The organism is Nocardia blacklockiae, from assembly GCF_015477355.1.
GTDB lineage: Bacteria > Actinomycetota > Actinomycetes > Mycobacteriales > Mycobacteriaceae > Nocardia > Nocardia blacklockiae.
In genome coordinates this window covers 432,901-454,334 of record NZ_JADLRJ010000004.1, presented here as the reverse complement: position 1 = coordinate 454,334, position 21,434 = coordinate 432,901, and the positions used below count along the sequence as shown (strand labels likewise).

Genomic DNA, 21,434 nt, shown 5'->3' with positions numbered 1-21,434 from the left:
AGCATGCCGGGTCCGGTTCGTGCAATCTCTTTGACCCGCAACGCCTTCCAAAGGTGGGAAGAGTGGCGGCGCAATTACCGTACCGGCGCGTACCTGGTGCGATACGGGCCGACGGACCGACCTCACTCGGCGTCGCGGCGCACCCGCTCACACAGCGCCGCCTGCAAACTGTCGGACTGTTCGGCGCTGATGTCGTCGACGAAGTGCGCCAGGACGAGATCGGCCCGGCCGCCGCCGCCCAGCGCCTCCCGCATCAGCCGCGCGCTGTACTGCTCGCGGGTGAGCACCGCGCGATAGCGGTAGGCCCGCCCGGCGCGTTCCCGCTCCAGCCAGCCCTTACGACGCAGATTGTCCATGGTGGACAGCACCGTGGTGTAGGCGATCTCGCGTTCGGCGGACAATTCCTCGAACACCTCGCGGACCGTCGTCGGCGACGCGCGCCGCCAGACCCGGTCCATCACCACGGCCTCCAGGTCACCGAAATCCCGTGCACCCACGGCCGTTCTCCCTCATCGTCACGGCTCGGCCGCCGCTGTCGCGCACCGATGCCGGATGCGGCGTCGCCGGCACGACGGACCGCATCCGTGTCACGCGCCGACGGTTCGCCGCGGCACGATCTACGTACGCTGAGCGTAAATCATCGGCGGCACGGCGGCATCGGAAAGCGGCTCAGCCCAATTGGGTCATGCCCGCGGCGATGACCTGGGAGAGTTTCAGGATCTCGTCGGTGGTGGGCAGGGTGAGGCCGTCGAGGGTGTGCAGGCGGTCGGTGGTGGTGATGGCCAGCACCGCGGACACCCACGCGGTCGCGCAGGCGCGCAGCGTGCCGGGCTGTACCGGGCCGGGAGCGCTGGCCTGGAGGACCCGGGCGGTGACGTCGAGCAGTTGATCGCGGATGCGCCGCAACTGTTTACGGACGTCGGGGTGGGTGTCGGCCTCGCGCCACATGATCACCCGCAGCACCGAGGAGTGGTGGTCGCGCAGGTTCAGCGCGGCATCCAGGGCGACCAGGCTGGTGGCCGGATCGCCCGGGGTGACGACGGTGTCGATGTCGGCGAGCGGATGGGCGGGCACGCGCTCGGCCATCAGCGCCGACAGGATCGAATCCTTGGTGGGGAAGTAGTAGAAGACCAAGCCCTTCGGGACACCGGCCGCCGCGGCGATCGCCGCCGTGGCGGTGGCGTCGAAACCCTGTGCCGCGAAAAGGTTCTCGGCGGCGTCCAGGATGAGCTGACGGGCGTCGCCGTCGACCTCGCGGCTCCGGCGACGCCCCGCTCGACGGGGTTTGGGCATATGCATCAGTGAGCAGTATGCAGCCGCGCCGTCACTTGCGGAAGCGCCGCCACGGCGACCACGACGGTCAATACGCCCACGATCCACGCGGTCCAGGACGCGCCGCTGAACGCGTCGTAGTTCAGCACCCAGGGGGAGAGGAACAGCAGCACGCCGAGCACGCCCATCGCGTAGTCCATCTCGGACATCGCCGGACGCGCCAGCTGCGCCAGACCGGTCAGGGCGATCAGCACGCCGAGCACGATCAGCGTCCACATCGCCCGGGTGCTGGTGTCCACCCAGATGGGTGACAGCGCGGTGAAGACGCCGAGCACGACGGCTACGAAGTCCTGCGCGCGACTCTCGCTGAACATGGTTGCCTCCTCGAGGACTGGGGATATGTTCACCTCCCGGTATAGACCTGATTGACCGCCCGATCAATACCGGATCGGACAAGATTTCGCCCGGCTCCGCGTGTGGCGGTCGTCACCCTGATGGAATTAGAACGCGTTCTACCATAGTGTCGATCGACGTGCAGTGCGTAGCAGCGACCGTGACTCCGGACCAGGGGGAGATGCGATGACCGACCGGCCCATTGTTGTAGTCGGCGCGGGTCTGGCCGGGCTGCGCACCGCCGAGGAGCTGCGCCGGGCCGGATATTCCGGCGAGCTGATCCTGGTCGGCGACGAAGGGCGGCTGCCCTACGACCGCCCGCCGCTGTCCAAGCAGTTCGTGCGCGGCGAGACCGACGACACCACGCTGCGGCCCCCGGAGTTCTTCGCCGAGAAGGACATTCGGCTGCGCCTGGACGCGGCCGCGACCGGGGTGGACACGGCCGCGCGCCGCGTGCTGTTCGCCGACGGCGGCGCACTCGACTACGACCAGCTGATCATCGCCACCGGGTTGCGGCCCAAGCGGATTCCGGGGTTGCCCGAGGCCGCCGGGGTGCACGTGCTGCGCCGGCACGAGGACGCGGCCGCGCTGCGCGACGCCCTTGCCGACGCCGCCCGCGCGGTAGTGGTCGGCGCGGGGTTCATCGGCTGCGAGGTCACGGCCAGCCTGCGCGCCCGCGACGTGGACGTGGTGCTGGTGGAGCCGCAACCGCAGCCCTTGGCCGCCGCGCTGGGCGAGCAGGTCGGCGCGCTGGTGGGCCGCCTGCACCGGGCCGAGGGTGTCGACCTGCGCTGCGGCGTCGGGCTGGATTCGCTTGTCGTCGCGGATGATTCGGTGCGCGGGGTGCGGCTGTCGGACGGCGGCGAGGTGGCGGCGGACCTGGTGGTGATCGGCGTCGGTTCGGTGCCGGTGACCGAATGGCTCGCCGATTCCGGCATCCCGCTCGCCGAGCGCGCCGCCGGAGGGGGCGTGCTCGCCGACGAGGTCGGCCGCACCTCGGTCCCGGGCGTGTGGGCGGTCGGCGACGTGGCCGCTTGGCGGCACTCGTCCGGCGGGCACAAGCGCGTCGAGCACTGGACCAACGCGGGCGAGCAGGCCCAGCTCCTGGCCGCCGCCCTCACCGGCGGCCAACCCCCGGCCGCCGCCCGCGTCCCCTACGTCTGGAGCGACCAGTACGACCTGAAGATCCAGGTCCTCGGCACCCCCGCCGCCGCCGACGAGGTCCGCGTCCTCGACGACGACGGCCGCAAATTCCTCGCCCACTACTTCGCGAACGGCGTCCTGACCGCCGTCGTCGGCGCGGGCAGAACCGGCGCGGTCATGAAGATGCGCGCCAAGCTCGCAGACGCACCCGGGCATTGACACCGTTTCCGCCCGAGCGGTGAGGGTGCCTCGACCACGAGGGTGCGTGTGGGCGGGTGGCATGCCGCTTACCGGCGGGTCGGGATGGGTGCGTGTGGGGGTGGGGGTGGGCGCGAATAAGGTTGCGGGTGTGATCGTCGCGCTCATCGATTCCGGTTTGGGGATGTTGCCCACGGGGGCGTGGCTGCGGAAATTGCGGCCCGAGGTGGATCTGTTGTTGCAGACCGACCCCGACGGGGCGCCGTGGGGGCCGAAGCCGGAGCAGTGGGTGGTGGATCGGGTGCTGCAGGCGGCGCGGCGCGCGCTCGCGCTGGGGGCCGAGGTGATCGTGCTGCCGTGCAATACCGCCAGCGTGACGGCGCTGGAACAGGTGCGCGTGGAGGTAGGGCCGGAGGTTCCGGTGATCGGTACCGTCCCGGCGATCAAGCCCGCCGCCGCGGCCTGCCGCCGGGTGGCCGTCTGGGCGACGGCCGCGACCACCGCCAGCCGCTACCAGGCCGACCTGATCGCGCGTTTCGGCGGGGAGGCCGAGGTGACCGGGGTCGCCTGCCACGGCCTGGCCGACGCCATCGACCGCGGCGACCTGCCCGCCATCGAGCGCGCCATCGCGCAGGCCGCCGAGCGCACCCCGCCCGGCACCGAGGGCGTGGTGCTCGGCTGCACGCACTACCCGCTGGTGCTGGACGCGATCGTGGCCGCCCTCCCGGCCGGGGTGCGCTTGTTCGACAGCGCGGAAGCCGTTGCCGCCCAAACACTTCGGCGCATGGACGCGCTGGGCCGCCCGACCGGCGGGACCGGCGCGGTGACGGTGCTCGCCAGCGGTCGCCCGGGTGCGCTGCCCGCCGCGGCCGCCGCCTACGAATCCGGCCGGATCCTCGGCGCCCGGGACACGGCGCAGCGGGTCGCGCCGTGAGCGACGCCGCCCTGACCGCCGCGGCGGTGCAGGCGGCACTGGCGGAGATCGCGGACCCGGCCGACGCACTGCACCTGCAGCGCTTCTTCAAGACCGGCCCCGGCGAGTACGGCGAGGGCGACGTCTTCCTCGGCGTGCGCGTGCCGCAAACCCGAGCCGTAGCGAAACGCTTTGCCGCCCTGCCACTCTCGGAAGTAGACGTGCTGCTGGACAGTCCCGTGCACGAGCACCGGCTGGCCGGCCTGGTGGCACTCAATTCCGCCATGGCTCGGGCGATGCGGCCCCGCACCCCGGACGCGGCCGCCCAACGGCAGATCGTCGACCTTTACTTGGCCGCCGTCCGCCGCGGCCGCGTGAACAACTGGGACCTCGTCGACGTCTCCGCCGAGAACATCCTCGGCCCGTGGCTCCTGGATCGTCCCCGCGATCTCCTTTTCCAACTGGCCCAACAGGATTCGCTGTGGGAACGGCGAGTAGCCCTACTCTCCACCTTCGCCTTCATCAAGGCAGGCGACCCCACCACCACCTTCGCCCTGTGCGAACTCCTCCTCCCGGACCGCCGCGACCTCATCCAGAAAGCAGTCGGCTGGATGCTCCGCGAGGTAGGCAAACGCATCGATCGAGCCCTACTGACCGACTTCCTGGACCAGCACGCCCCCCGAATGGGCCGCACCGCACTGAGTTACGCCACCGAACACCTGAATCCCGAAGCGAGACAGTCCTACCGCGCAATGCGTTAGCGCCGAGCCTAGAACTGGATCTTGAGGTGGTCCGTAACCGGATGCGCCTGGCACCCCAGGATGTACCCCGCCTCGATATCCTCCGGATCCAGAATCTCCGAATTGTCCATCTCCACCTTGCCTTCGAGCACCGTGCAGGCGCACGACCCGCACTCTCCCTCCTGGCACGAGTAGGGCACGTCGATCCCCTTGGACAGCATGATGTCCACCAGCGTCTGTCGCCGCGGCCAGGACAGGTTGTGCACCTCGCCGTCCAGTTCCACCTCGACGGTGGCGGCGTCGGCCTGGTCTTCCTCGCTCACCTCGGCGGGGGAGGTGTCGGCGAACGGGTCGCCGGACAGGGAGTTGAAGATCTCGGCGTGGGTGCGGTTGCGCGGCACGTCGAGCTGGGCGAGCGCGTCGTGCACCCGGTCCATGAATGCCTTGGGCCCGCACATGAAGGCGCGGCGCTCGGTGTAGGGCGCCGCCACGGCGGCCAGCGCGTCGACGCTGGGCAGACCCTGCAGCGTCTCCAGCCAGTGCACGATCACCAGGCGCTGCGGGTGCTTGTCGGCCAGCTCGCGCAGTTCGTTCGCGAAGATGACCGAGTCGGCGTCGCGGTTGGCGTAGACCAGCGCGATGCGCCCGTCGCCGCGGGCCAGCGCCGACTTCAGGATGGACATCACCGGGGTGATGCCGCTGCCGGCGGCGAACAGCAGCAGGTCCTCGTCGAGGTCCTTGGGCGTGAAAATGCCGGAGGGCGGCAGTACTTCGATCTCGTCGCCGGCGCGCACGTTGTCGCACACCCAGTTCGAGGCGTAGCCGTCGACGGTGCGCTTGACGGTGACCTTGGGCCGGTCGTCGGTGTAGGGCGAGCTGGCCAGTGAGTAGCAGCGCGCCACCGAGCCGGTCCGGTCGCTGGGGATGCGCAGGGTGAGGAACTGGCCGGGCTGGTAGGCGAACCGTTCGCGCAGTTCCTCGGGCACGTCGAACACCAGCGAACAGGCATCGCCCGTCTCGGCGATCACCGCGGAGACCCGCAGCACGGCCGAACGCGAGCTGTGCGGTACGTCGACAGTGGTCATGATGTCCTCTCGAGCCGGGCAGTCGGAGCCGCCGAAACTAGAACGTGTTCTAATTTCATCGTACGTGGCCATCGTGCTGCCGGACAAGCTGGGCCTCCAGACCCGCGATCAGTACCTCCATGCCGAAGTCGTAGGTGTACTTCCCGCGCAGGTCGCCCATGTGCCGGAGAACGCGCGCGACGGCGTCGGGCAGCGGCGCGTCGTTCAGCGCGGTGCGGTCGCGCGGATTCACCCGCGCGCGCCCGAACAGGTAGGTGTGAATGGTGGCGTAGGCGGCCAGCACATTGCGGTCGTCGAACCCGGCGTCGAACAGGATCTCCATTATCGAGGCGATCAGATCGAGCTGTTTGCCGAGCATCTGCTCGATCAGTACGTCGCCGAGACCCGGGTGCTTGCGCAGTTTCTCGTCGATCTGATCGATGAGATCGCGCAGCCGGTGCTGCCACGGCCCGGCCGCCGCCGGTGGTTTCCGGACGCCGGTCAATGCCGCGGTGGCAACGAGATCGAGTAGCTCGCGTTTGTCGGCGACGTAGTAATAGGGCGCCATCGGCGAGACGCCGAGTTCGCGCGACAGCCGGCGCATGGACAACTTCTCCACGCCGTCCTCGCGCACCACCCGCAGTGCCGCCTCGACGATCTCCGATTCCGAGAGGGTCTGATTGGGGCCGCTCCCGGCCCCGCCGTGATTACGCAACCTGCCGTCCTCCGGCCCGAACCGTGCGGCGCGAGGCTCGATCGGCGCCGTTCGCGGCGCCCGCCCGGCCGCCTCCGCTCGTCTGCATCCGTCCGACTCCCATGCCACCTCGAGGCAGTTGCCGCACTGTCCGCCTCTCGGCTATCCGTCATCTGCCGCTCGTTCAACCTGCTGTTTCCCTCCGCAGTCTAGAGCGCGCGGATGACGACGGGTCCGCGTGTGCGCGGCGACCCGGTGCGCCGCGCCGGGGCGGTCGCAACAGTGCGTTAGCCAATGGTGAACTACATAGTGTGCGAACGTGTTCTGCGTCACCGCCGTTCGATGATTGCCGAACGGTAGCCAGCAATCGTCGGGAATAGCTGTGCGGTCGACGGGCGGGCCGTGTGCGCACTGTGCCGGTATTCGTATCGAATTCGATCCGTTTTTTTCGACACGGGATGACCGGACGGTCGTCACCGCATAGCATCCCTGGAATGCGCCATGATCGACTGCCCGACGGGTTCGGGGTTCGAATCGATCCTCGGGTGCGCACCTACTCCGGTGGGCGGTTCCTGGTCGGTGGTTCGCCGACGAGGTTGCTGCGACTCGCGCCGGAGGCGGCCGCCCTGATCGGTGACGGGTATCTGGAGGTGACGGATCCGAAGTCCGCGGTGGTTGCCAGGCGGCTGCTCGATTCCGGTGTGGGCAACCCGCGCCCGCGGCTGCTGCCCTCGCCCGAGGACGTCACCGTCGTGATCCCGCACTGCAACGACGCCGCGGGGCTGGAACGGCTGCTGGGCACGCTGCGCGGGCACAGCGTGGTGGTCGTCGACGACGGCTCGGACCGCCCGGTTCGCATTCCGCCCACGCGCGGCCGCTGCCGGGTCACGGTGCTGCGGCACGACCGCCGGCACGGCCCGGCCGCCGCCCGCAATGCCGGGCTGCGCGCCGCCACAACCGAATTCGTGGCCTTCCTGGATTCCGGCGTGGTCCCGAAGGCGGGCTGGCTCGAGGTGATGCTCGGCCATTTCAGCGACCCGGAGGTGGCCCTGGTGGCGCCGCGCATCGTCGCGCGCGAACCCGAGGCGACCGTGCTGGGCCGCTACGAGCAGACCCGCTCGACCCTGGACCACGGCCGACGCGAGGCCGCGGTCACCTCCCGCGGCGCGGTGTCCTACGTGCCGGGCGCGGCCCTGCTGGTGCGCCGGCGCGCGCTGCTGCACGAGGGCGGCTTCGACGAGGGGATGCGCTCGGCGGCCGACATCGATCTGTGCTGGCGGCTCGAGCACGCGGGCTGGCGGCTGCGCTACGAGCCGGCCGCGCACGTGTCCTGCGACCATCCGGCGTCGTTCGGAAAGTGGTTCGGCGGCAAGGTGTCGCACGGCGCGAGCGCGGCGCCGCTGGCGCGCCGGCACGCGGGGATGGTGGCGCCGCTGTCGGTGCCGTTCTGGTCGGTGGTGGCGACGGCCCTGCTGGCGACCGCCTCGCGCTGGGGCGTGACGGGCGGCATCGTCACGCTGCTGGCGGCGCTGGTGCGGCTGCGGCGGGTCTTCGCCGAACTCGACAACCCCACCCGCGTGGCCGCGATCCAGTTGGCGCGCGGCTTCTCCGGCGGCGTGTGGCGGATCGTGTCCGCGCTGTGCCGGCACTACTGGCCGGTCACCGTGCTGGCGATGGTGGTCTCGCGGCGGATCCGGCGCATCGCGATGACTTTGGTGGTCGCCGAGGGCCTGGCGGACTGGTTCACCCATCGCGAGAGCGGCGGCCTGGACCCCCTGCGCTACCTCGCCTGTAAGCGGCTCGACGATCTCGCCTACGGCACCGGACTGTGGTGGGGCGCCGCGCGGGCGCGCAATGTCGCCGCGCTGCGGCCCGCGGTGCCGCCGCACTGACGCACCCCGTATTCGCCGCCGCGGAACCGGATTTCGCCCCGCCGGGCTGCCGATGCCGGTCGGTACGGGAAAGATGGGCCCAATGGTCGGCGAGGTCCCAGGCGGCGGTGCGGTGCGGCATTCGCCGGAGCACCAGCTCGGTGCGTTGGAAACCCATGCGGCCCAGGCGCATCGTCACCTCGCGGCGGGACCGGCCGAGCTGTCTCGACTGCCCGGACTGCTGCGGCCGGTGCTGCTGGAGTCCTGGTTGCGCTGTCTGCGTGCGGGTCTGGATCCCGCGAGCGATCCGGGCGCGCGCGGCCTGCGCGGCGCGGATCTGCGCCGCTGCCGGGACGAGCATCCGTTGGCCGCGGTGCTGCCGCTGGTCACCAGGCTGCTGCTGGGCGGCAACGCCGGGACCGGGCTGGTGGTCGTGGTGGCCGACCGGTACGGCCGGGCGCTGTGGGTTCTCGGTGACCCGAATCATGTTGCCGCAATGGCCGAGTCGGGCCTGCGCGAGGGCGACGACCTGAGCGAGCGCGGCGCGGGCACCAATGCCGCGGGCCTGGTGGTGCGCACCGGCCGCCTGGCCTGGGTGCACGGCCCGGAGCACTACCTGGGGCGGCTGCGCGCGATCACGGCGGCGGCCGCGCCGGTGCGCGAGCCGGGCGGGCGCTCGGCCGGGGTGCTGATGCTCGCCGGTGCGCCGCGCTCGGCCCGGCCGGAACTGCTGGCGCTGGTCGAGGCGGCGGCGACCGCGGCGGAACTGGAGCTGGAGCTGTCGGCGTACCGCCGCCGGTACGGGCCGGAACTCGCTGAGCCGGTGCCGGATTCGGAACGGACGCGGCTGCGGCTGGCGGTGCTCGGGCAGGGGCAGCCGCGACTGACCGTGTCCGGGGAGCGGGTCGCGGTGTCGCGGCGGCAGGCCGAGATTCTGCTGCTGCTGGCCGAGCATCCCGCCGGACTGTCGGCGGAGCATCTGGCCCTGCTGCTGGACGACGCCGCGCTCGACAACACCTCCATTCGCGCGGCGATGTCGCGGTTGCGCGCGGTGATCGGGCCCGAGGCGATCGAATCCCGCCCGTACCGGTTGCGCACCGCGGTCGCCACGGATGTCGCCGCGCTGCAAACCGCTCTGGACGCCGCGGCGGTGGACGCCGCGGTGCGGTTGTACGCCGGGCCGGTGCTGCCCCGCTCGGCGGCGCCCGGCGTGGTCGACATTCGCGACGAGGTCCGCGTGCGGCTGCGGGCGGCGGTGCTGGATTCCGGCGATCCCGAGGTGCTGGCGCGCTGGACGGCCGGCGCCGACGGCCGCGACGACACCGCCGCGTGGTGCGCGTATCGCGCTGTGGTGGCGCGTGATTGCGCGCTGTACACGCAGATCGAGGCCAAGATCCGGGTGCTCGATCGGCGGGCCGCGGCGGCGTCGGCGCCCGCGCGCCGCGCGGAAGGCTAGTCGCCGCACCGGATTTGTCGCTCCTTGCGGGTACCCTGAACACCGGAGTGGCCGCGTTCGACCTTCAAGTAGGGCCACTCGAGGCTTCGTCGGTGCCGGTCCCGGGGAAGGTCCGGCACCGACGGGCCAGCACTCCCGGACCTTTCGACCCGCAGGGCGGGCCGCCGCGCGGCTCGGGTTCGTCCCTCGCGCCGACGGGTTCGCGGAGAATTCGCCACACCGCTCCCGGTCATCGGCCGCATCGAATCGGCGCGCGCTCGCTGATCGCTTGTCCCCGGGGCCAATTCGGCCGGAAGCCGGTCGGAAGGCGGTTGCCGAATACTTCCGGGTGAAGCCTGATGAAGGGGAGATTTTCCAATGGCTCTACCCGCACGGACCCGCTCGGACGCCTATTCGCTCGGTGTGGCGGTGGTCAACCGCCGAATGCCCCGCCTGCACACCAGATCCGAGGTGCTGGCCAATTGCCGATCCCTCGGCCATGTCGTCGACACGGTGGCCCGGCGAAACCCGGAGCTGGATCTGATCGTGTTTCCGGAGTATTCGACGATGGGCGTGCTGTACGACGAGGCGGAGCTGTATTCGACGGCGACGGTGATCCCCGGTGACGAAACGGAAGTGCTGGCGCGGGCCTGCCGCCGCAACCGGGTCTGGGGCGTGTTCTCGCTCGCCGGTGAATGCCACGAGGACCATCCGCGGCGGCCGCCGTACAACACCGCGATCCTGATCGACGAGCGCGGCGACATCGTGCAGCGCTACCGCAAGATCGTGCCCGGCGTCGACGGCGAACTCGCCTGGCCGGGCGATGCCACCTATGTGTGCGACGGCCCCAAGGGAATTCGGCTTTCGATCCTGCTCGGAGAGGACGGCAACTACCCTGAGCTGTGGCGTGACTGCGCGATGAAGGGCGCGGAGCTGATCGTCCGGTGCCAGGGGCTCCCGGGTTCGGACCGAGCGCGGCAGGCCGCGATGGCGCGTGCCATGGCCTGGGCCAACAATGTGTACGTCGCGGTGGCGGGCGCCACCGGAACCGACGGCGTGCGTTCGTATTCCGGGCAGTCGGCGGTGTACGGCTGCGACGGCCGCGCGCTCGCGGAGTGCGGCGACGAGCCGGACGCGGTGCGGGTGGCCAGGTTGTCGGCGCGCGAATGCCGCCCGCTCGACCGCTCGCCGCTCTACGCCCTGCTGCATCGGGGCGCGGCCGCGTTCACGGCGGCGGGCACCGGCCGGCGCGGCACCGCCGACTGCCCGCTCGATTTCTACCGCACGTGGATCAACGACCCGGTCAAGGCGCAGGAGCAGGTGCACGAGATCGCCGCCGGTGGCTTCCGTTAGCCCGCAATTCGTTCGAACGCAAGGGAGAAAGGAGAGGCTGATGCACGGAGAGGACACGACGGTGATGTCGAATCGATCGGCGGTGTGGGCCGCACTGGGCGCGGTGCGGGAAGCGCCGCGGATCTCCGCCCCCGCGGTGGAACCCGACCTGCCCGGCCTGTATCTGGACCGCGACGGGGACATCTGGTCGCGCGAAGCCCTCGGCTGGCGACTGCTGCTCCAGCGCGGTATCGCCGTGGATCCGGCGTCGCTGTGGGATTGGACCGACGGCCATGTGCGCGACTACGCGCCGTTCACCCAGATCGCGGCGAACTAGCGGGCCGGGCGCCCCCGGAGATCTCGACCCCTCGTTATCGTCATTCTGACGAATACAATCGCGGCCATGGGCAATGCTTTTCGCCTCAATGCCGCGGTGGGGGTGGAGTTGGTCGTGCTGACCCTCGGCGCACGCCGGTCGACCAACGACACGCTGTGCGCACTGCTGGTACAGCGGCTGTACGCGCCGTATCGCGGCCGGTGGGCGCTGCCCGGGGGTTTCGTGCAGGAGAACGAGAGCCTGTCGGCGGCGGCGGTGCGGGTGCTGCGGGAGGAGACGGCGATTCGGGCCGATCGCCTGCATCTCGAGCAGCTGGCCACCTACGGCGAACCGGGGCGCGATCCCCGCGGCCGGGTGATCAGCACCGCCTATCTCGCGCTGGTGCCGAATCTGCCTGCCCCCCAAGCCGGTCCGGACGCCTCGGCGGCCGCCCTCTGGTCGGTCGAGGAGTTGCTGGTGGACCGGGGCCGGGTGGCCTTCGACCACCGCCGCATCCTGACCGACGGGGTGGAGCGGGCCCGCGCCAAGCTCGAATACACGCCGCTGGCAACGGCTTTCTGCGCCCCGGAATTCACCGTCGCGGAGCTGCGGCGGGTGTACGAGGTGGTGTGGGGAACCAGTATCGACCCCCGCAACTTCCACCGGAAGGTCACCAGCACACCGGGTTTCGTGGAGCCGACCGGACGCACCACGGTGGGCGGCGGCCGCCCGGCCCAGCTGTTCCGGGCGGGACCGGCGCGGGTGCTGCATCCGCCGATGCTGCGGCCGAGCTGAGGCCCGGCCGGGCTACTGCGGTTGCGGCCGCCCGAACAGGATCACCTCCATCAGGCTGCTCACCCGGTCGGGCGGGCAGATGTGCTGGTCGTTGCCGAACACCCGGCCCAGGTCGACGACCAGCCCGAAGGCCGCCTGCACCAGGATGCGCGCCTGTGCCTCGGGCAGTTCCGGGCGCACCTCGACCAGCAGCTTCACCCACTCCGCGACGATGAGCCGCTGCACGTTGCGCAGCATCGTGCGCTCCTCGACCGCCACGTGCCCGAACTCCGCGTAGTACACGAAGGTCAGCTCGCGCTCGGCGAACGAGCCGGCGACGTACAGATCGATCAGCTTGGACAGAGCCTGGGCCGGTGTCGGCGAGGCCGCGACCGTCGGTCCGATCGCCCCCGACATCCGGTCGGCCGCTCGCCGGAAGGCCGCCGCGAGCAGATCGCTCTTGCTCCGGTAGTACCGATAGACCGCCGAGGCCGCGGACAGATCGGCCGCCAGCGCGATGTCCTCGACACTGACGTTCGGATAGCCGCGCTCGTGGAACAGTTCGACGGCCTTCTTCAACAGCAGCTCGTGCTTGAACGACTGCGGGATCTCCACCGCGCGCGGCGTCCGCGCGGCGGTCTGCGCGGCCGGCAGATCGGCCCGGACGACCGACCACGCCGCCGAATTCAGCACGGCCGTCATGGCTTTCACCGGCAGCGCGGCGTGATGGTCACCGATGCTGCTGATCACGCTGAACACCGATACCGCGCGAACCAGGCGATCGCGCCGCGACAGCTCGGGCCGCAGCTCGCCGATCAGGTCGCGCAGCGTGGTCAGGGCCGCGGTGAACTGGTCGTCGAGGGTCTTGCGGTCGTCGTCCTCGAGGTAGCGGCGTTCCCAGCGCACCAGTGCGACCGTCGTCCGGTTGGCGATGGTGTCGGCGATGATCGCGTCGATCACCTGGCCGAGCCGCTCCTCGGGGGACCGGCCGGCGCTCTCCTCGGGCAGCGTGACCGCCGCGAGGGTGGCCGTGCCCAGCCGCAGCAGTTCCTCCCGGAACAGCGCGTATTTGCTCGGATAGTGCCGGTACAGGGCGGCGGAGGAGATGCCCAGCTTGGCGGCGATGTCCTCCATGCTGACGCCGTGGTAGCCGAGCGAGCCGAACGCGGCCGCCGAGGTCGCCGCGATCTGGGCCCGGCGGTTCTTCGGCCGCCGCCGGATCACGCGCTCCTGCGGTTTTGTTGTCGGCTGTTCTGCCTCGTGCGCGGTGCCGCGCGGTGCTCGACTCACGGGTATGGCCTGTCTCTCTGGCCGACATTCATGGACGCCATGGTAGCTACCAGGCGATTCATCGACGGTCTGTGTTACCGCCGGTTCCGGATGACAAGCGTGGTATTCGCGGACCGGCGGCCGAAATATCATGAACCTCTGAATACATCGTTGCGGAGCTTAGCCGAAGGTACTCGATATTTGCTGCTCCTACGGGCTTCGCATGATGAGAATCACTAGTAACATAACCGATGTGTGGGTAATCGCGAACGACCGAGCGCGCCCCCTGGGTCCGGTGTCAGGGGAGCGCTCGGCCTCCGGTGAACCCGGATCCGCGCTGTCTCAACGGTTTTCTCGACTCCGTGCTCGATCGTTCTGTAAGTAACAGTCCTGCAACATGATTCGACGTCCGAATATCGTGGCGCACGCTCCGTCCCCGAGAGTTGCTGTGCGAGTAGGATTCCGGCACTATCGGACCGAAATGTCCGAGTCGCGCGGCGTTGGTCACCGTTGGGTAATCGAAGCGGTCACAAGGGGTCTCGAAATCGCATCGGTTCGGTGCGAGTGCCTGGCTCGGCGCGTGTTTCGAATCGTAGGCTGCGCTGCGAGTCTCACACCACCACGGCCCGAACGGAGTACGAATGCGCAAGGTGGACCTGGAACGCACGATCCAGGCGCCGATCGAGGACGTGTTCGACTGGCTCACCGATGCGACGAACTTCCAACGGGTCTCGCTGGTCCGCCGGGTCACCCTGGTGCGGCCGGGCAATGTCGCCGAGCACGGGGTCGGGGCGGTCCGGCTGCTCGTGACGCCGCTGCTGCGGCTGACCGAGGAGATCGTCGAGTACGAGCCGCCGCGACTGCTGCGCTACCGCCACCTCACCTCGTTCCCGCCGATGCGCGCGCAGGACGGCGTGCTGCGGTTCGACGAGGTGCCGGGTGGCACGCGGGTGCGCTGGCATGCCCAATTCGAGGTTGTCGCACCGCTTTTCGGCGACGCCTACACCCTCGGGCTGGCGCCGCTGGTGGCACTGGGCATCCGGTCGGTGCTCGCCACCGCCGACCGCGAACTGCGGCGCTGACCGCTCACGACAGGGCGGCCGTGGCCATGTCGCGCAGGATCGGGCGGGCGCGGGTGGCCAGTGCCGCCGAGGCGCTGTGCGGGGTGGAGTTGATCAGCCCGAAGACGGCGTGGGCCTGCACGCGGGCGGTGGGTTCGGGCAGATCCGGGTGCAGCCGGCACAGCACCGAGACCCAGAGTTCGACGTACTGACGCTGGGTGCGCCGCACCTGGCGGCGTGCGGCCTCGGGCAGATTCTCCAGATCGCGGTCCTGGATGCGGATCAACTCCGGCTCGCCCAGGGCGAAATCCAGATGGAAGTCGATCAGCCGGGCCAGTGCCTCGCGCGGCGCGGAGAACTGCGCGACAACGGCTCTGCCGCCCTCCAGCAGCCGCTGGCTGACGCCGACCAGCAATTCCACCAGCAGCGCCTCCTTGCTGGGGAAGTGGCGGTACACCGCCGGGCCGCTGATGCCGGCCGCCGCGCCCAGGTCGTCGAGCCGCACGCCGGGGAAGCCGCGGTCCGCGATCAGGCGCGCGCCGGCCTCCAGCAGCTGCTGCCTGCGCTGCGCCTTCAACTGCTCGCGGCGCGTGGTCGCGGGGGCATCACCGCTGCTCATCGCGCCTCCTTCGAACAAGCATGGACAACTCGGTTAATGAAGGTTATCTTAAATTCCAGTTATTGGCGATTAACCAACCGGGCAGGATGGCGTGATGACGGTGACGCGGGACGCGGAGCGCTCGGCCGAGGTCGGCCCGCGCGCCGCGCATCTGGCGCTGGTGGAGGATCTGCGCGCGCGGCTGGCGGCGAGCGCGCTCGGCGGGCCGGCCAAGGCGCGCGAGCGGCATGTGGCGCGCGGCAAGCTGCTGCCGCGGCAGCGGGTCGACCAGCTGCTCGACCAGGGCAGCCCGTTCCTGGAGCTGTCGCCGCTGGCCGCCACCGGCATGTACGACGACGCCTGCCCGGGCGCGGGCATCATCACCGGCATCGGCCGGGTGTCGGGTCGCGAGTGCGTCATCGTCGCCAACGACGCCACCGTCAAGGGCGGCACCTACTACCCGATGACGGTCAAGAAGCACCTGCGGGCGCAGGAGGTCGCGCTCCAGAATCGCCTGCCCTGTGTGTATCTCGTCGATTCCGGCGGCGCGCACCTGCCCCACCAGGACGAGGTGTTCCCCGACCGCGAGCACTTCGGCCGCATCTTCTACAACCAGGCGACCATGAGCGCCGCGGGCATCGCGCAGATCGCCGCCGTTCTGGGGTCGTGTACCGCGGGCGGCGCGTACGTCCCGGCCATGAGCGACGAGGCCGTCATCGTGCGCAACCAGGGCACCATCTTCCTGGGCGGGCCTCCGCTGGTGAAAGCGGCCACCGGTGAGGTGGTCACCGCGGAGGAACTCGGCGGCGGCGAATTGCACTCGCGCACTTCGGGAGTCACCGACCATCTGGCCGACGACGACCAGCACGCGCTGCGCATCGTGCGTTCCATCGTGAGCACCCTGGGGCCCAAGGCGCCGGCGCCGTGGGAGGTTTCGCCGCCGGTGGATCCGATCGCGCCGCAGTCCGAGCTCTACGACGTGGTGCCGGTCGACCTGCGCACGCCCTACGACGTGCGCGAGGTGATCCGCCGCGTCGTCGACGGCGGCGAATTCGCCGAGTTCAAGGCCGAATACGGCCGCACCCTGGTCACCGGCTTCGCCCGCATCCACGGCCATCCGGTCGGCATCGTCGCCAACAACGGCGTGCTGTTCGGCGAATCCGCCGTCAAGGGCGCGCATTTCATCGAACTGTGCGACAAGCGGTCCGTGCCGCTGGTGTTCCTGCAGAACATCACCGGCTTCATGGTCGGCCGCGACTACGAGGCCGGCGGCATCGCCAAGCACGGCGCGAAGATGGTGACCGCCGTCGCCTGCGCGCGCGTGCCGAAGCTGACCGTGGTGATCGGCGGTTCCTACGGCGCGGGCAACTACTCCATGTGCGGCCGCGCGTATTCGCCGCGCTTCCTGTGGATGTGGCCGAACGCGCGGATCTCGGTGATGGGCGGCGAACAGGCCGCCTCGGTCTTGGCCACCGTGCGCGGCGATCAGCTCGGCGACTCCTGGAGCGCCGCGGACCAGGAGGCGTTCAAGGCCCCGATCCGCGAGCAGTACGAGGCGCAGGGCAATCCCTACTACTCCACCGCGCGGTTGTGGGACGACGGCGTCATCGACCCCGCCGACACCAGAACGGTTCTCGGCCTTGCCCTCTCGGTGTGCGCCCAGGCGCCGCTCGAACCCGTTTCCTACGGTGTCTTCCGGATGTGATGACGATGCTGAACAATTCGCCGGTCCCGTTCGACACCGTGCTGGTCGCCAATCGCGGCGAGATCGCCGTGCGGGTGATACGGACGTTGCGCGCCATGGGAATTCGCTCGGTCGCGGTCTACAGCGACGCCGACGCGGGCGCCCGCCACGTCCGCGACGCCGACATCGCCGTGCGTCTGGGCCCGGCCCCCGCGCGGGAGAGCTATCTCGATATCGAGCGGGTGGTCGACGCCGCGGTGCGCACGGGCGCGCAGGCGGTCCACCCCGGATACGGCTTCCTGTCGGAGAATCCGGCGTTCGCGGCGGCGCTGGCCCGCGCGGGCATCGTGTTCCTGGGCCCGCCCGCCCGCGCCATCGAGATCATGGGCGACAAGATCGCGGCCAAGAACGCGGTCGCCGACTTCGGCGTGCCGGTGGTGCCGGGGATCGCCCGGCCGGGGCTCACCGACGCCGAATTGCTCGACGCCGCAGGCGATATCGGCTATCCGGTGCTGGTGAAGCCGTCCGCCGGGGGCGGTGGCAAGGGCATGCGGCTGGTGCACGAGCCCGAGCGGCTGGCCGAGGCGCTGCGCAGCGCCCGCCGCGAGGCCGCCGCGTCCTTCGGCGACGACACGCTGTTCCTGGAGCGGTTCGTCACCCGGCCCCGGCACATCGAGGTGCAGGTCCTCGCCGACCGCTTCGGCCAGGTGCTGCACCTGGGCGAGCGAGAGTGCAGCCTGCAACGCCGGCACCAGAAGGTGATCGAGGAGGCGCCCTCGCCGCTGCTGGACGCCGAGACCCGGGCCCGGATCGGCGCGGCCGCCTGCAACACCGCCCGCAGCGTCGACTACGTCGGGGCCGGCACGGTCGAGTTCATCGTGTCCGCCGATCGCCCCGACGAGTTCTTCTTCATGGAGATGAACACCCGCCTGCAGGTGGAGCACCCGGTCACCGAGATGATCACCGGCGTCGACCTGGTGGAGTGCCAAGTGCGGGTGGCGGCCGGGCAGAAGCTCGCGGTCGCGCAGGAGGACGTCCGGATGACCGGCCACGCGATCGAGGCCCGCGTGTACGCCGAGGATCCCGGTCGCGACTTCCTCCCGACCGGCGGCACCGTGCTCGCGCTGGCCGAGCCCGAAGGCGCAGGGGTGCGGGTGGATTCGGGCCTGCGGGCCGGGACCGTGGTCGGCAGCGACTACGACCCGATGCTGTCGAAGGTGATCGCGTACGCCCCGCATCGCGCCGACGCCCTCACGGCCCTGGACCGAGCCCTGGCCGACACCCTGGTGCTCGGGGTGCGGACGAACACCGACTTCCTGCGCTTCCTGCTCGCCGACCCGGATGTGGTCGCGGGGCGGCTGGACACCGGCCTGCTGGACCGGCGCGCCGAGGACTTCCGACCCGCGCCCGTCTCCGACGAGCAGTTCCTCGCGGCGGCCCTGCTGCGCTGGCTGCGCCGGTGGCCGGCGGCGGCCGCGGATCCCTGGGAGATCCCGAGCGGCTGGCGGGTGGGCGCGGCCGCACCGGCCACCTTCCGGCTGACCGGCGGTGAGCGCACCGTGCACGTCTCCGTGACCGGCACCCCCGACGCCGCGCAGGTCCGGGTCGACGAGGGCGAAACCCGTTCGGCGGCAGCGGAACTGGACGGCGACGTGCTGGTGCTGACGCTCGACGGCGTGCGCCGCCGCGTGCGGGTCGCCGAGCACGACGGACAGCTGTGGGTGGCCGACGCGCACGGCGTGGCGACGCTGCGCGAGGTGGCCGAGGCGAGTCCGCGCGCCGACACCGTGCAGGTGGGCGACGCCGAGATCCGCAGCCCCATGCCGGGCGCGGTGATCGCGGTGTCCGCCGCCGCCGGGGACGTGGTCGCCGCGGGCGCGCCGATCGTGGTCGTGGAGGCCATGAAGATGGAGCACACGCTCACCGCGCCGATCGCGGGAACCGTTGAGCTGCTGGTGGATTCGGGACGACAGGTGCAGGTGGACCAGCTGCTCGCGCGCATCGTCCCCGAGCCGGAGCACGCCGAACCACAGAACGCCGAGCAAGAGGAACACCGCGCATGACCGACTTCCTGTCCACGGGCACCCTTCCCGACGAATACCGCGACCTCGCGCTCACCGTCCGGGAGTTCGCGCGCCAGGTCGTCGCGCCGGTGGCCGCGAAACACGATGCGGAGCACAGCTTCCCGTACGAGGTGGTGTCCGGCATGGCCGACATGGGCCTGTTCGGGCTGCCGTTCCCCGAGGAGTACGGCGGCATGGGCGGCGACTATTTCGCCCTCTGCCTGGCGCTGGAGGAGCTCGGCAAGGTCGACCAGAGCGTCGCGATCACCCTGGAGGCGGGCGTCTCGCTGGGCGCGATGCCGATCTACCGGTTCGGCGACGACAAGCAGAAACAGGAATGGCTGCCGCAGTTGACCTCAGGCCGCGCCCTGGCCGGCTTCGGCCTCACCGAGCCGGGTGCGGGCAGCGACGCCGGCGGCACCCGGACCACCGCGGTGCTCGACGGCGACGACTGGATCATCAACGGCAGCAAGCAGTTCATCACCAACTCCGGCACCGATATCACCCGGCTGGTCACGGTGACGGCGGTGACCGGGGAGGCGGGTGGCAAGAAGGAGATTTCCACGATCCTGGTGCCGACCGACACGCCCGGCTTCGTCGCCGAACCCGCCTACAACAAGGTCGGCTGGAACGCCTCGGACACCCACCCGCTGAGTTTCACCGATGTCCGTGTGCCGCAGGAGAATCTGCTCGGCGAGCGCGGGCGCGGCTACGCCAACTTCCTGCGCATCCTCGACGAGGGCCGGATCGCCATCGCCGCGCTCGCGGTCGGCGCGGCCCAGGGGTGCGTCGACGAGAGCGTCCGCTACGCGCACGAGCGGGAGGCGTTCGGTCAGGCCATCGGCCGCAATCAGGCCATCGCCTTCAAGATCGGTCGGATGGAGGCGCGCGCCCACGCCGCCCGCACCGCCTACTACGACGCGGCCGCGCTCATGCTCGCGGGCAAGCCGTTCAAGAAGCAGGCCGCGATCGCGAAGCTCGTCGCCAGCGAGGCGGCCATGGACAATGCCCGCGACGCCACGCAGGTCTTCGGCGGTTACGGCTTCATGAACGAATACGCTGTGGCCCGGCACTATCGCGACAGCAAGATTCTGGAAATCGGCGAGGGCACCACCGAGGTGCAGCTGATGCTGATCGGACGGGAGCTGGGATTGTGACCGAGCAGTTGCGCCGGGTCGTGCAGCGCGGGCTGTGGTTCGAGGAATTCGAGACCGACGTGCTCTACGAGCACCGGCCCGGTCGCACCCTCACCGAGGCCGACAACGTGCTGTTCACGACGGTCACGATGAATACCCAGGCCTTGCATCTCGACGCCGCCTTCGCCGACGCGCAGCCGCCGTTCCACCAGCGGCTGGTGAATTCCATGTTTACGCTGTCGACGCTGATCGGTTTGTCGATCACGCAGCTGACGCAGGGCACGCTCGTCGCGAATCTGGGTTTCTCCGATATCGCGTTCCCGAAGCCGCTGTTCCACGGCGACACCCTGTACGCCGAAACCGTGGTCACCGACAAGCGGGAATCCAAGAGCCGTCCCGGCGAGGGCATCGTCACCTTCGCCCACACCGGTCGCAACCAACACGGCGACGTGGTCGCGACGGCGATCCGCAAGACGCTGGTACGCATGCGGCCCGACCGAGCGGAGGACCGAGGATGACGTGGGAGATGCCCGGACCGGCGTGGCTGTTCTGCCCGGCGGACCGCCCGGAACGCTACGAGAAGGCCGCCGCGGCAGCCGATGTGGTGATCCTCGACCTCGAAGACGGTGTCGCGCCGGGCGACAAGGCGGCGGCGCGCGCGGCCCTGGCGGCCACGCCGCTGGATCCCGAGCGAACCGTGGTGCGCGTCAACGCGTTCGGGACCGAGGACCACGCGCTGGACCTCCGCGCTTTGGTCGGCACCCGCTATCGCCGCGTCATGCTGCCCAAATGTGAAGCGCGAGAACAGGTCGCGAGCCTGACCGAGTGCGAGGTGATCGCGCTGATCGAATCGCCGGCGGGGGCCCTCACGGTCGCGGACGTCATGCGCGTGGACAATGCGATCGGCGTCATGTGGGGCGCGGAGGACCTGGTCGCGGCCCTCGGCGGCAACTCCAGCCGGCACGCCGACAACAGCTACCGGGACGTGGCCCGCCACGTGCGCTCCACCGCGCTGCTCGCGGCCAAGGCGCACGGCAAGTTCGCGCTGGACTCGGTGTACCTCGACATCCGCGACCTGGACGGGCTGCGCGCGGAATCCGACGACGCGGTCGCGGTGGGCTTCGACGCCAAGGTGGCGATCCACCCCGGCCAGCTGCCGGTGATCCGCGCGGCGTACGCGCCGTCCGCGGACGAGATCGACTGGGCGCGGCGCGTGCTCGCCGAGGTGCCGAAAAACCGGGGCGTCTTTGCCTTCGAGGGCCGCATGGTCGACGGTCCGGTCGTCCGGCACGCCGAGCGAATCTTGCAGCGGGCCGCCCCCGACGGACCGGGGGACTGACGTGGTGGCGTCCTCGGGTGCGGAATCCATTGCCCTGCTGCGGATCTACCGCTACCCGGAACGTTACGGCGGCGGCTCGGTGAGAATGCTCGGGGGCGAGCGGTGGGCCCGCCGCGCCGCCCGGGCGAAGGTGTCGTAG

At 70.5% G+C, this 21,434-nt stretch carries 22 protein-coding genes; 15 read left to right on the top strand and 7 right to left on the bottom strand.

Translation table 11 applies throughout. The features are described from left to right. Positions 1-122: 122 nt before the first annotated feature. The 3 genes from IU476_RS14905 to IU476_RS14895 form a co-directional block, all read right to left on the bottom strand. Positions 123-497 carry a BlaI/MecI/CopY family transcriptional regulator gene (locus tag IU476_RS14905; protein WP_195100508.1) on the bottom strand — a complete coding sequence of 125 codons (375 nt, stop codon included), beginning with the start codon at positions 495-497 and terminating at the stop codon, positions 123-125. A 172-nt stretch (positions 498-669) separates the two neighbouring features. Beyond that, a complete protein-coding gene (locus IU476_RS14900; protein WP_195100506.1) occupies positions 670-1,299 on the bottom strand; it encodes a TetR/AcrR family transcriptional regulator in 630 nt (209 codons plus the stop codon). Next, positions 1,299-1,646, bottom strand: a complete 348-nt coding sequence (locus tag IU476_RS14895; protein ID WP_195100504.1) for an SPW repeat domain-containing protein — start codon at positions 1,644-1,646, stop codon at positions 1,299-1,301. The genes IU476_RS14900 and IU476_RS14895 overlap by 1 nt, the downstream gene beginning before the upstream one ends. Before the next feature lie 205 nt (positions 1,647-1,851). Between IU476_RS14895 and IU476_RS14890 the strand changes: the two genes are divergently transcribed. The 3 genes from IU476_RS14890 to IU476_RS14880 all read left to right on the top strand — a co-directional run bounded on the left by IU476_RS14890 (position 1,852) and on the right by IU476_RS14880 (position 4,680). Beyond that, positions 1,852-3,027: an NAD(P)/FAD-dependent oxidoreductase gene (locus tag IU476_RS14890; protein WP_195100502.1), complete on the top strand. Its 1,176-nt coding sequence runs from the start codon at positions 1,852-1,854 to the stop codon at positions 3,025-3,027. Positions 3,028-3,157: 130 nt separating this feature from the next. Further along, on the top strand, positions 3,158-3,940 hold the full coding sequence (locus IU476_RS14885) for an aspartate/glutamate racemase family protein (RefSeq protein WP_195100500.1): 783 nt from the start codon (positions 3,158-3,160) through the stop codon (positions 3,938-3,940). Continuing rightward, the gene (locus tag IU476_RS14880; RefSeq protein ID WP_195100498.1) at positions 3,937-4,680 is read left to right on the top strand and encodes a DNA alkylation repair protein; all 744 of its coding nucleotides are present in this window, start codon (positions 3,937-3,939) and stop codon (positions 4,678-4,680) included. Before IU476_RS14885 ends, IU476_RS14880 begins: the two co-directional genes overlap by 4 nt. A gap of 8 nt (positions 4,681-4,688) precedes the next feature. Here the strand turns inward: IU476_RS14880 and IU476_RS14875 are convergent, their stop codons facing one another. Beyond that, positions 4,689-5,744 (bottom strand): ferredoxin--NADP reductase, encoded by a 1,056-nt coding sequence (locus tag IU476_RS14875; RefSeq protein ID WP_195100496.1) that lies wholly within the window; start codon positions 5,742-5,744, stop codon positions 4,689-4,691. Positions 5,745-5,799: 55 nt separating this feature from the next. Beyond that, positions 5,800-6,438 carry a mycofactocin system transcriptional regulator MftR2 gene (mftR2, locus tag IU476_RS14870; RefSeq protein ID WP_195100493.1) on the bottom strand — a complete coding sequence of 213 codons (639 nt, stop codon included), beginning with the start codon at positions 6,436-6,438 and terminating at the stop codon, positions 5,800-5,802. A 473-nt stretch (positions 6,439-6,911) separates the two neighbouring features. On the opposite strand from mftR2, the gene mftF reads away from it, so the two are divergent. The 5 genes from mftF to IU476_RS14845 all read left to right on the top strand — a co-directional run bounded on the left by mftF (position 6,912) and on the right by IU476_RS14845 (position 12,166). Beyond that, complete coding sequence (gene mftF / locus IU476_RS14865; RefSeq protein ID WP_195100491.1) at positions 6,912-8,309, top strand: mycofactocin biosynthesis glycosyltransferase MftF; 1,398 nt, start codon at positions 6,912-6,914, stop codon at positions 8,307-8,309. A gap of 82 nt (positions 8,310-8,391) precedes the next feature. Next, on the top strand, positions 8,392-9,744 hold the full coding sequence (locus IU476_RS14860; protein WP_228823665.1) for a GAF domain-containing protein: 1,353 nt from the start codon (positions 8,392-8,394) through the stop codon (positions 9,742-9,744). Between the two features lie 357 nt (positions 9,745-10,101). Further along, complete coding sequence (locus tag IU476_RS14855; protein WP_195100489.1) at positions 10,102-11,076, top strand: aliphatic amidase; 975 nt, start codon at positions 10,102-10,104, stop codon at positions 11,074-11,076. Between the two features lie 40 nt (positions 11,077-11,116). After that, positions 11,117-11,392 carry a hypothetical protein gene (locus IU476_RS14850; RefSeq protein ID WP_195100488.1) on the top strand — a complete coding sequence of 92 codons (276 nt, stop codon included), beginning with the start codon at positions 11,117-11,119 and terminating at the stop codon, positions 11,390-11,392. Between the two features lie 66 nt (positions 11,393-11,458). Beyond that, positions 11,459-12,166: an NUDIX hydrolase gene (locus IU476_RS14845; RefSeq protein WP_195100487.1), complete on the top strand. Its 708-nt coding sequence runs from the start codon at positions 11,459-11,461 to the stop codon at positions 12,164-12,166. Between the two features lie 12 nt (positions 12,167-12,178). On the opposite strand, the gene IU476_RS14840 is transcribed toward IU476_RS14845, so the two are convergent. After that, complete coding sequence (locus IU476_RS14840; protein WP_324194062.1) at positions 12,179-13,435, bottom strand: TetR/AcrR family transcriptional regulator; 1,257 nt, start codon at positions 13,433-13,435, stop codon at positions 12,179-12,181. A 620-nt stretch (positions 13,436-14,055) separates the two neighbouring features. Between IU476_RS14840 and IU476_RS14835 the strand changes: the two genes are divergently transcribed. Further along, the gene (locus tag IU476_RS14835) at positions 14,056-14,496 is read left to right on the top strand and encodes an SRPBCC family protein (RefSeq protein WP_195100485.1); all 441 of its coding nucleotides are present in this window, start codon (positions 14,056-14,058) and stop codon (positions 14,494-14,496) included. Positions 14,497-14,500: 4 nt separating this feature from the next. Here the strand turns inward: IU476_RS14835 and IU476_RS14830 are convergent, their stop codons facing one another. After that, positions 14,501-15,094 carry an SACE_7040 family transcriptional regulator gene (locus IU476_RS14830; RefSeq protein WP_195100484.1) on the bottom strand — a complete coding sequence of 198 codons (594 nt, stop codon included), beginning with the start codon at positions 15,092-15,094 and terminating at the stop codon, positions 14,501-14,503. 94 nt (positions 15,095-15,188) lie between these two features. Here IU476_RS14830 and IU476_RS14825 point away from each other — a divergent pair, with 94 nt between their 5' ends. Genes IU476_RS14825 through IU476_RS36800 form a run of 6 tightly spaced genes read left to right on the top strand, consistent with a single transcriptional unit; the run spans position 15,189 to position 21,434 of the window. Beyond that, on the top strand, positions 15,189-16,778 hold the full coding sequence (locus tag IU476_RS14825) for a carboxyl transferase domain-containing protein (protein ID WP_195100483.1): 1,590 nt from the start codon (positions 15,189-15,191) through the stop codon (positions 16,776-16,778). Positions 16,779-16,783: 5 nt separating this feature from the next. Beyond that, positions 16,784-18,820 carry an acetyl/propionyl/methylcrotonyl-CoA carboxylase subunit alpha gene (locus tag IU476_RS14820; protein ID WP_195100482.1) on the top strand — a complete coding sequence of 679 codons (2,037 nt, stop codon included), beginning with the start codon at positions 16,784-16,786 and terminating at the stop codon, positions 18,818-18,820. Further along, positions 18,817-19,977, top strand: a complete 1,161-nt coding sequence (locus IU476_RS14815) for an acyl-CoA dehydrogenase family protein (RefSeq protein WP_195100480.1) — start codon at positions 18,817-18,819, stop codon at positions 19,975-19,977. The genes IU476_RS14820 and IU476_RS14815 overlap by 4 nt, the downstream gene beginning before the upstream one ends. Next, positions 19,974-20,474: a MaoC family dehydratase gene (locus tag IU476_RS14810; RefSeq protein WP_195100478.1), complete on the top strand. Its 501-nt coding sequence runs from the start codon at positions 19,974-19,976 to the stop codon at positions 20,472-20,474. Before IU476_RS14815 ends, IU476_RS14810 begins: the two co-directional genes overlap by 4 nt. Beyond that, positions 20,471-21,295 (top strand): HpcH/HpaI aldolase/citrate lyase family protein, encoded by an 825-nt coding sequence (locus IU476_RS14805; RefSeq protein ID WP_195100476.1) that lies wholly within the window; start codon positions 20,471-20,473, stop codon positions 21,293-21,295. Before IU476_RS14810 ends, IU476_RS14805 begins: the two co-directional genes overlap by 4 nt. Positions 21,296-21,299: 4 nt before the next feature. Then, positions 21,300-21,434 carry a hypothetical protein gene (locus IU476_RS36800; RefSeq protein ID WP_267466454.1) on the top strand — a complete coding sequence of 45 codons (135 nt, stop codon included), beginning with the start codon at positions 21,300-21,302 and terminating at the stop codon, positions 21,432-21,434.

Bases quoted from the DNA above. Each gene is read 5' to 3' on its own strand.
- IU476_RS14825 (WP_195100483.1), top strand. From the start codon at position 15,189: ATGACGGTGACGCGGGACGCGGAGCGCTCGGCCGAGGTCGGCCCGCGC.
- IU476_RS14895 (WP_195100504.1), bottom strand. From the start codon at position 1,646: ATGTTCAGCGAGAGTCGCGCGCAGGACTTCGTAGCCGTCGTGCTCGGC.
- IU476_RS14805 (WP_195100476.1), top strand. From the start codon at position 20,471: ATGACGTGGGAGATGCCCGGACCGGCGTGGCTGTTCTGCCCGGCGGAC.
- mftF (WP_195100491.1), top strand. From the start codon at position 6,912: ATGCGCCATGATCGACTGCCCGACGGGTTCGGGGTTCGAATCGATCCT.
- IU476_RS14830 (WP_195100484.1), bottom strand. From the start codon at position 15,094: ATGAGCAGCGGTGATGCCCCCGCGACCACGCGCCGCGAGCAGTTGAAG.
- IU476_RS14850 (WP_195100488.1), top strand. From the start codon at position 11,117: ATGCACGGAGAGGACACGACGGTGATGTCGAATCGATCGGCGGTGTGG.
- IU476_RS14855 (WP_195100489.1), top strand. From the start codon at position 10,102: ATGGCTCTACCCGCACGGACCCGCTCGGACGCCTATTCGCTCGGTGTG.
- IU476_RS14815 (WP_195100480.1), top strand. From the start codon at position 18,817: ATGACCGACTTCCTGTCCACGGGCACCCTTCCCGACGAATACCGCGAC.
- IU476_RS14845 (WP_195100487.1), top strand. From the start codon at position 11,459: ATGGGCAATGCTTTTCGCCTCAATGCCGCGGTGGGGGTGGAGTTGGTC.
- IU476_RS14890 (WP_195100502.1), top strand. From the start codon at position 1,852: ATGACCGACCGGCCCATTGTTGTAGTCGGCGCGGGTCTGGCCGGGCTG.
- IU476_RS14900 (WP_195100506.1), bottom strand. From the start codon at position 1,299: ATGCATATGCCCAAACCCCGTCGAGCGGGGCGTCGCCGGAGCCGCGAG.
- IU476_RS14820 (WP_195100482.1), top strand. From the start codon at position 16,784: ATGCTGAACAATTCGCCGGTCCCGTTCGACACCGTGCTGGTCGCCAAT.
- IU476_RS14835 (WP_195100485.1), top strand. From the start codon at position 14,056: ATGCGCAAGGTGGACCTGGAACGCACGATCCAGGCGCCGATCGAGGAC.
- IU476_RS14875 (WP_195100496.1), bottom strand. From the start codon at position 5,744: ATGACCACTGTCGACGTACCGCACAGCTCGCGTTCGGCCGTGCTGCGG.
- IU476_RS14860 (WP_228823665.1), top strand. From the start codon at position 8,392: ATGGTCGGCGAGGTCCCAGGCGGCGGTGCGGTGCGGCATTCGCCGGAG.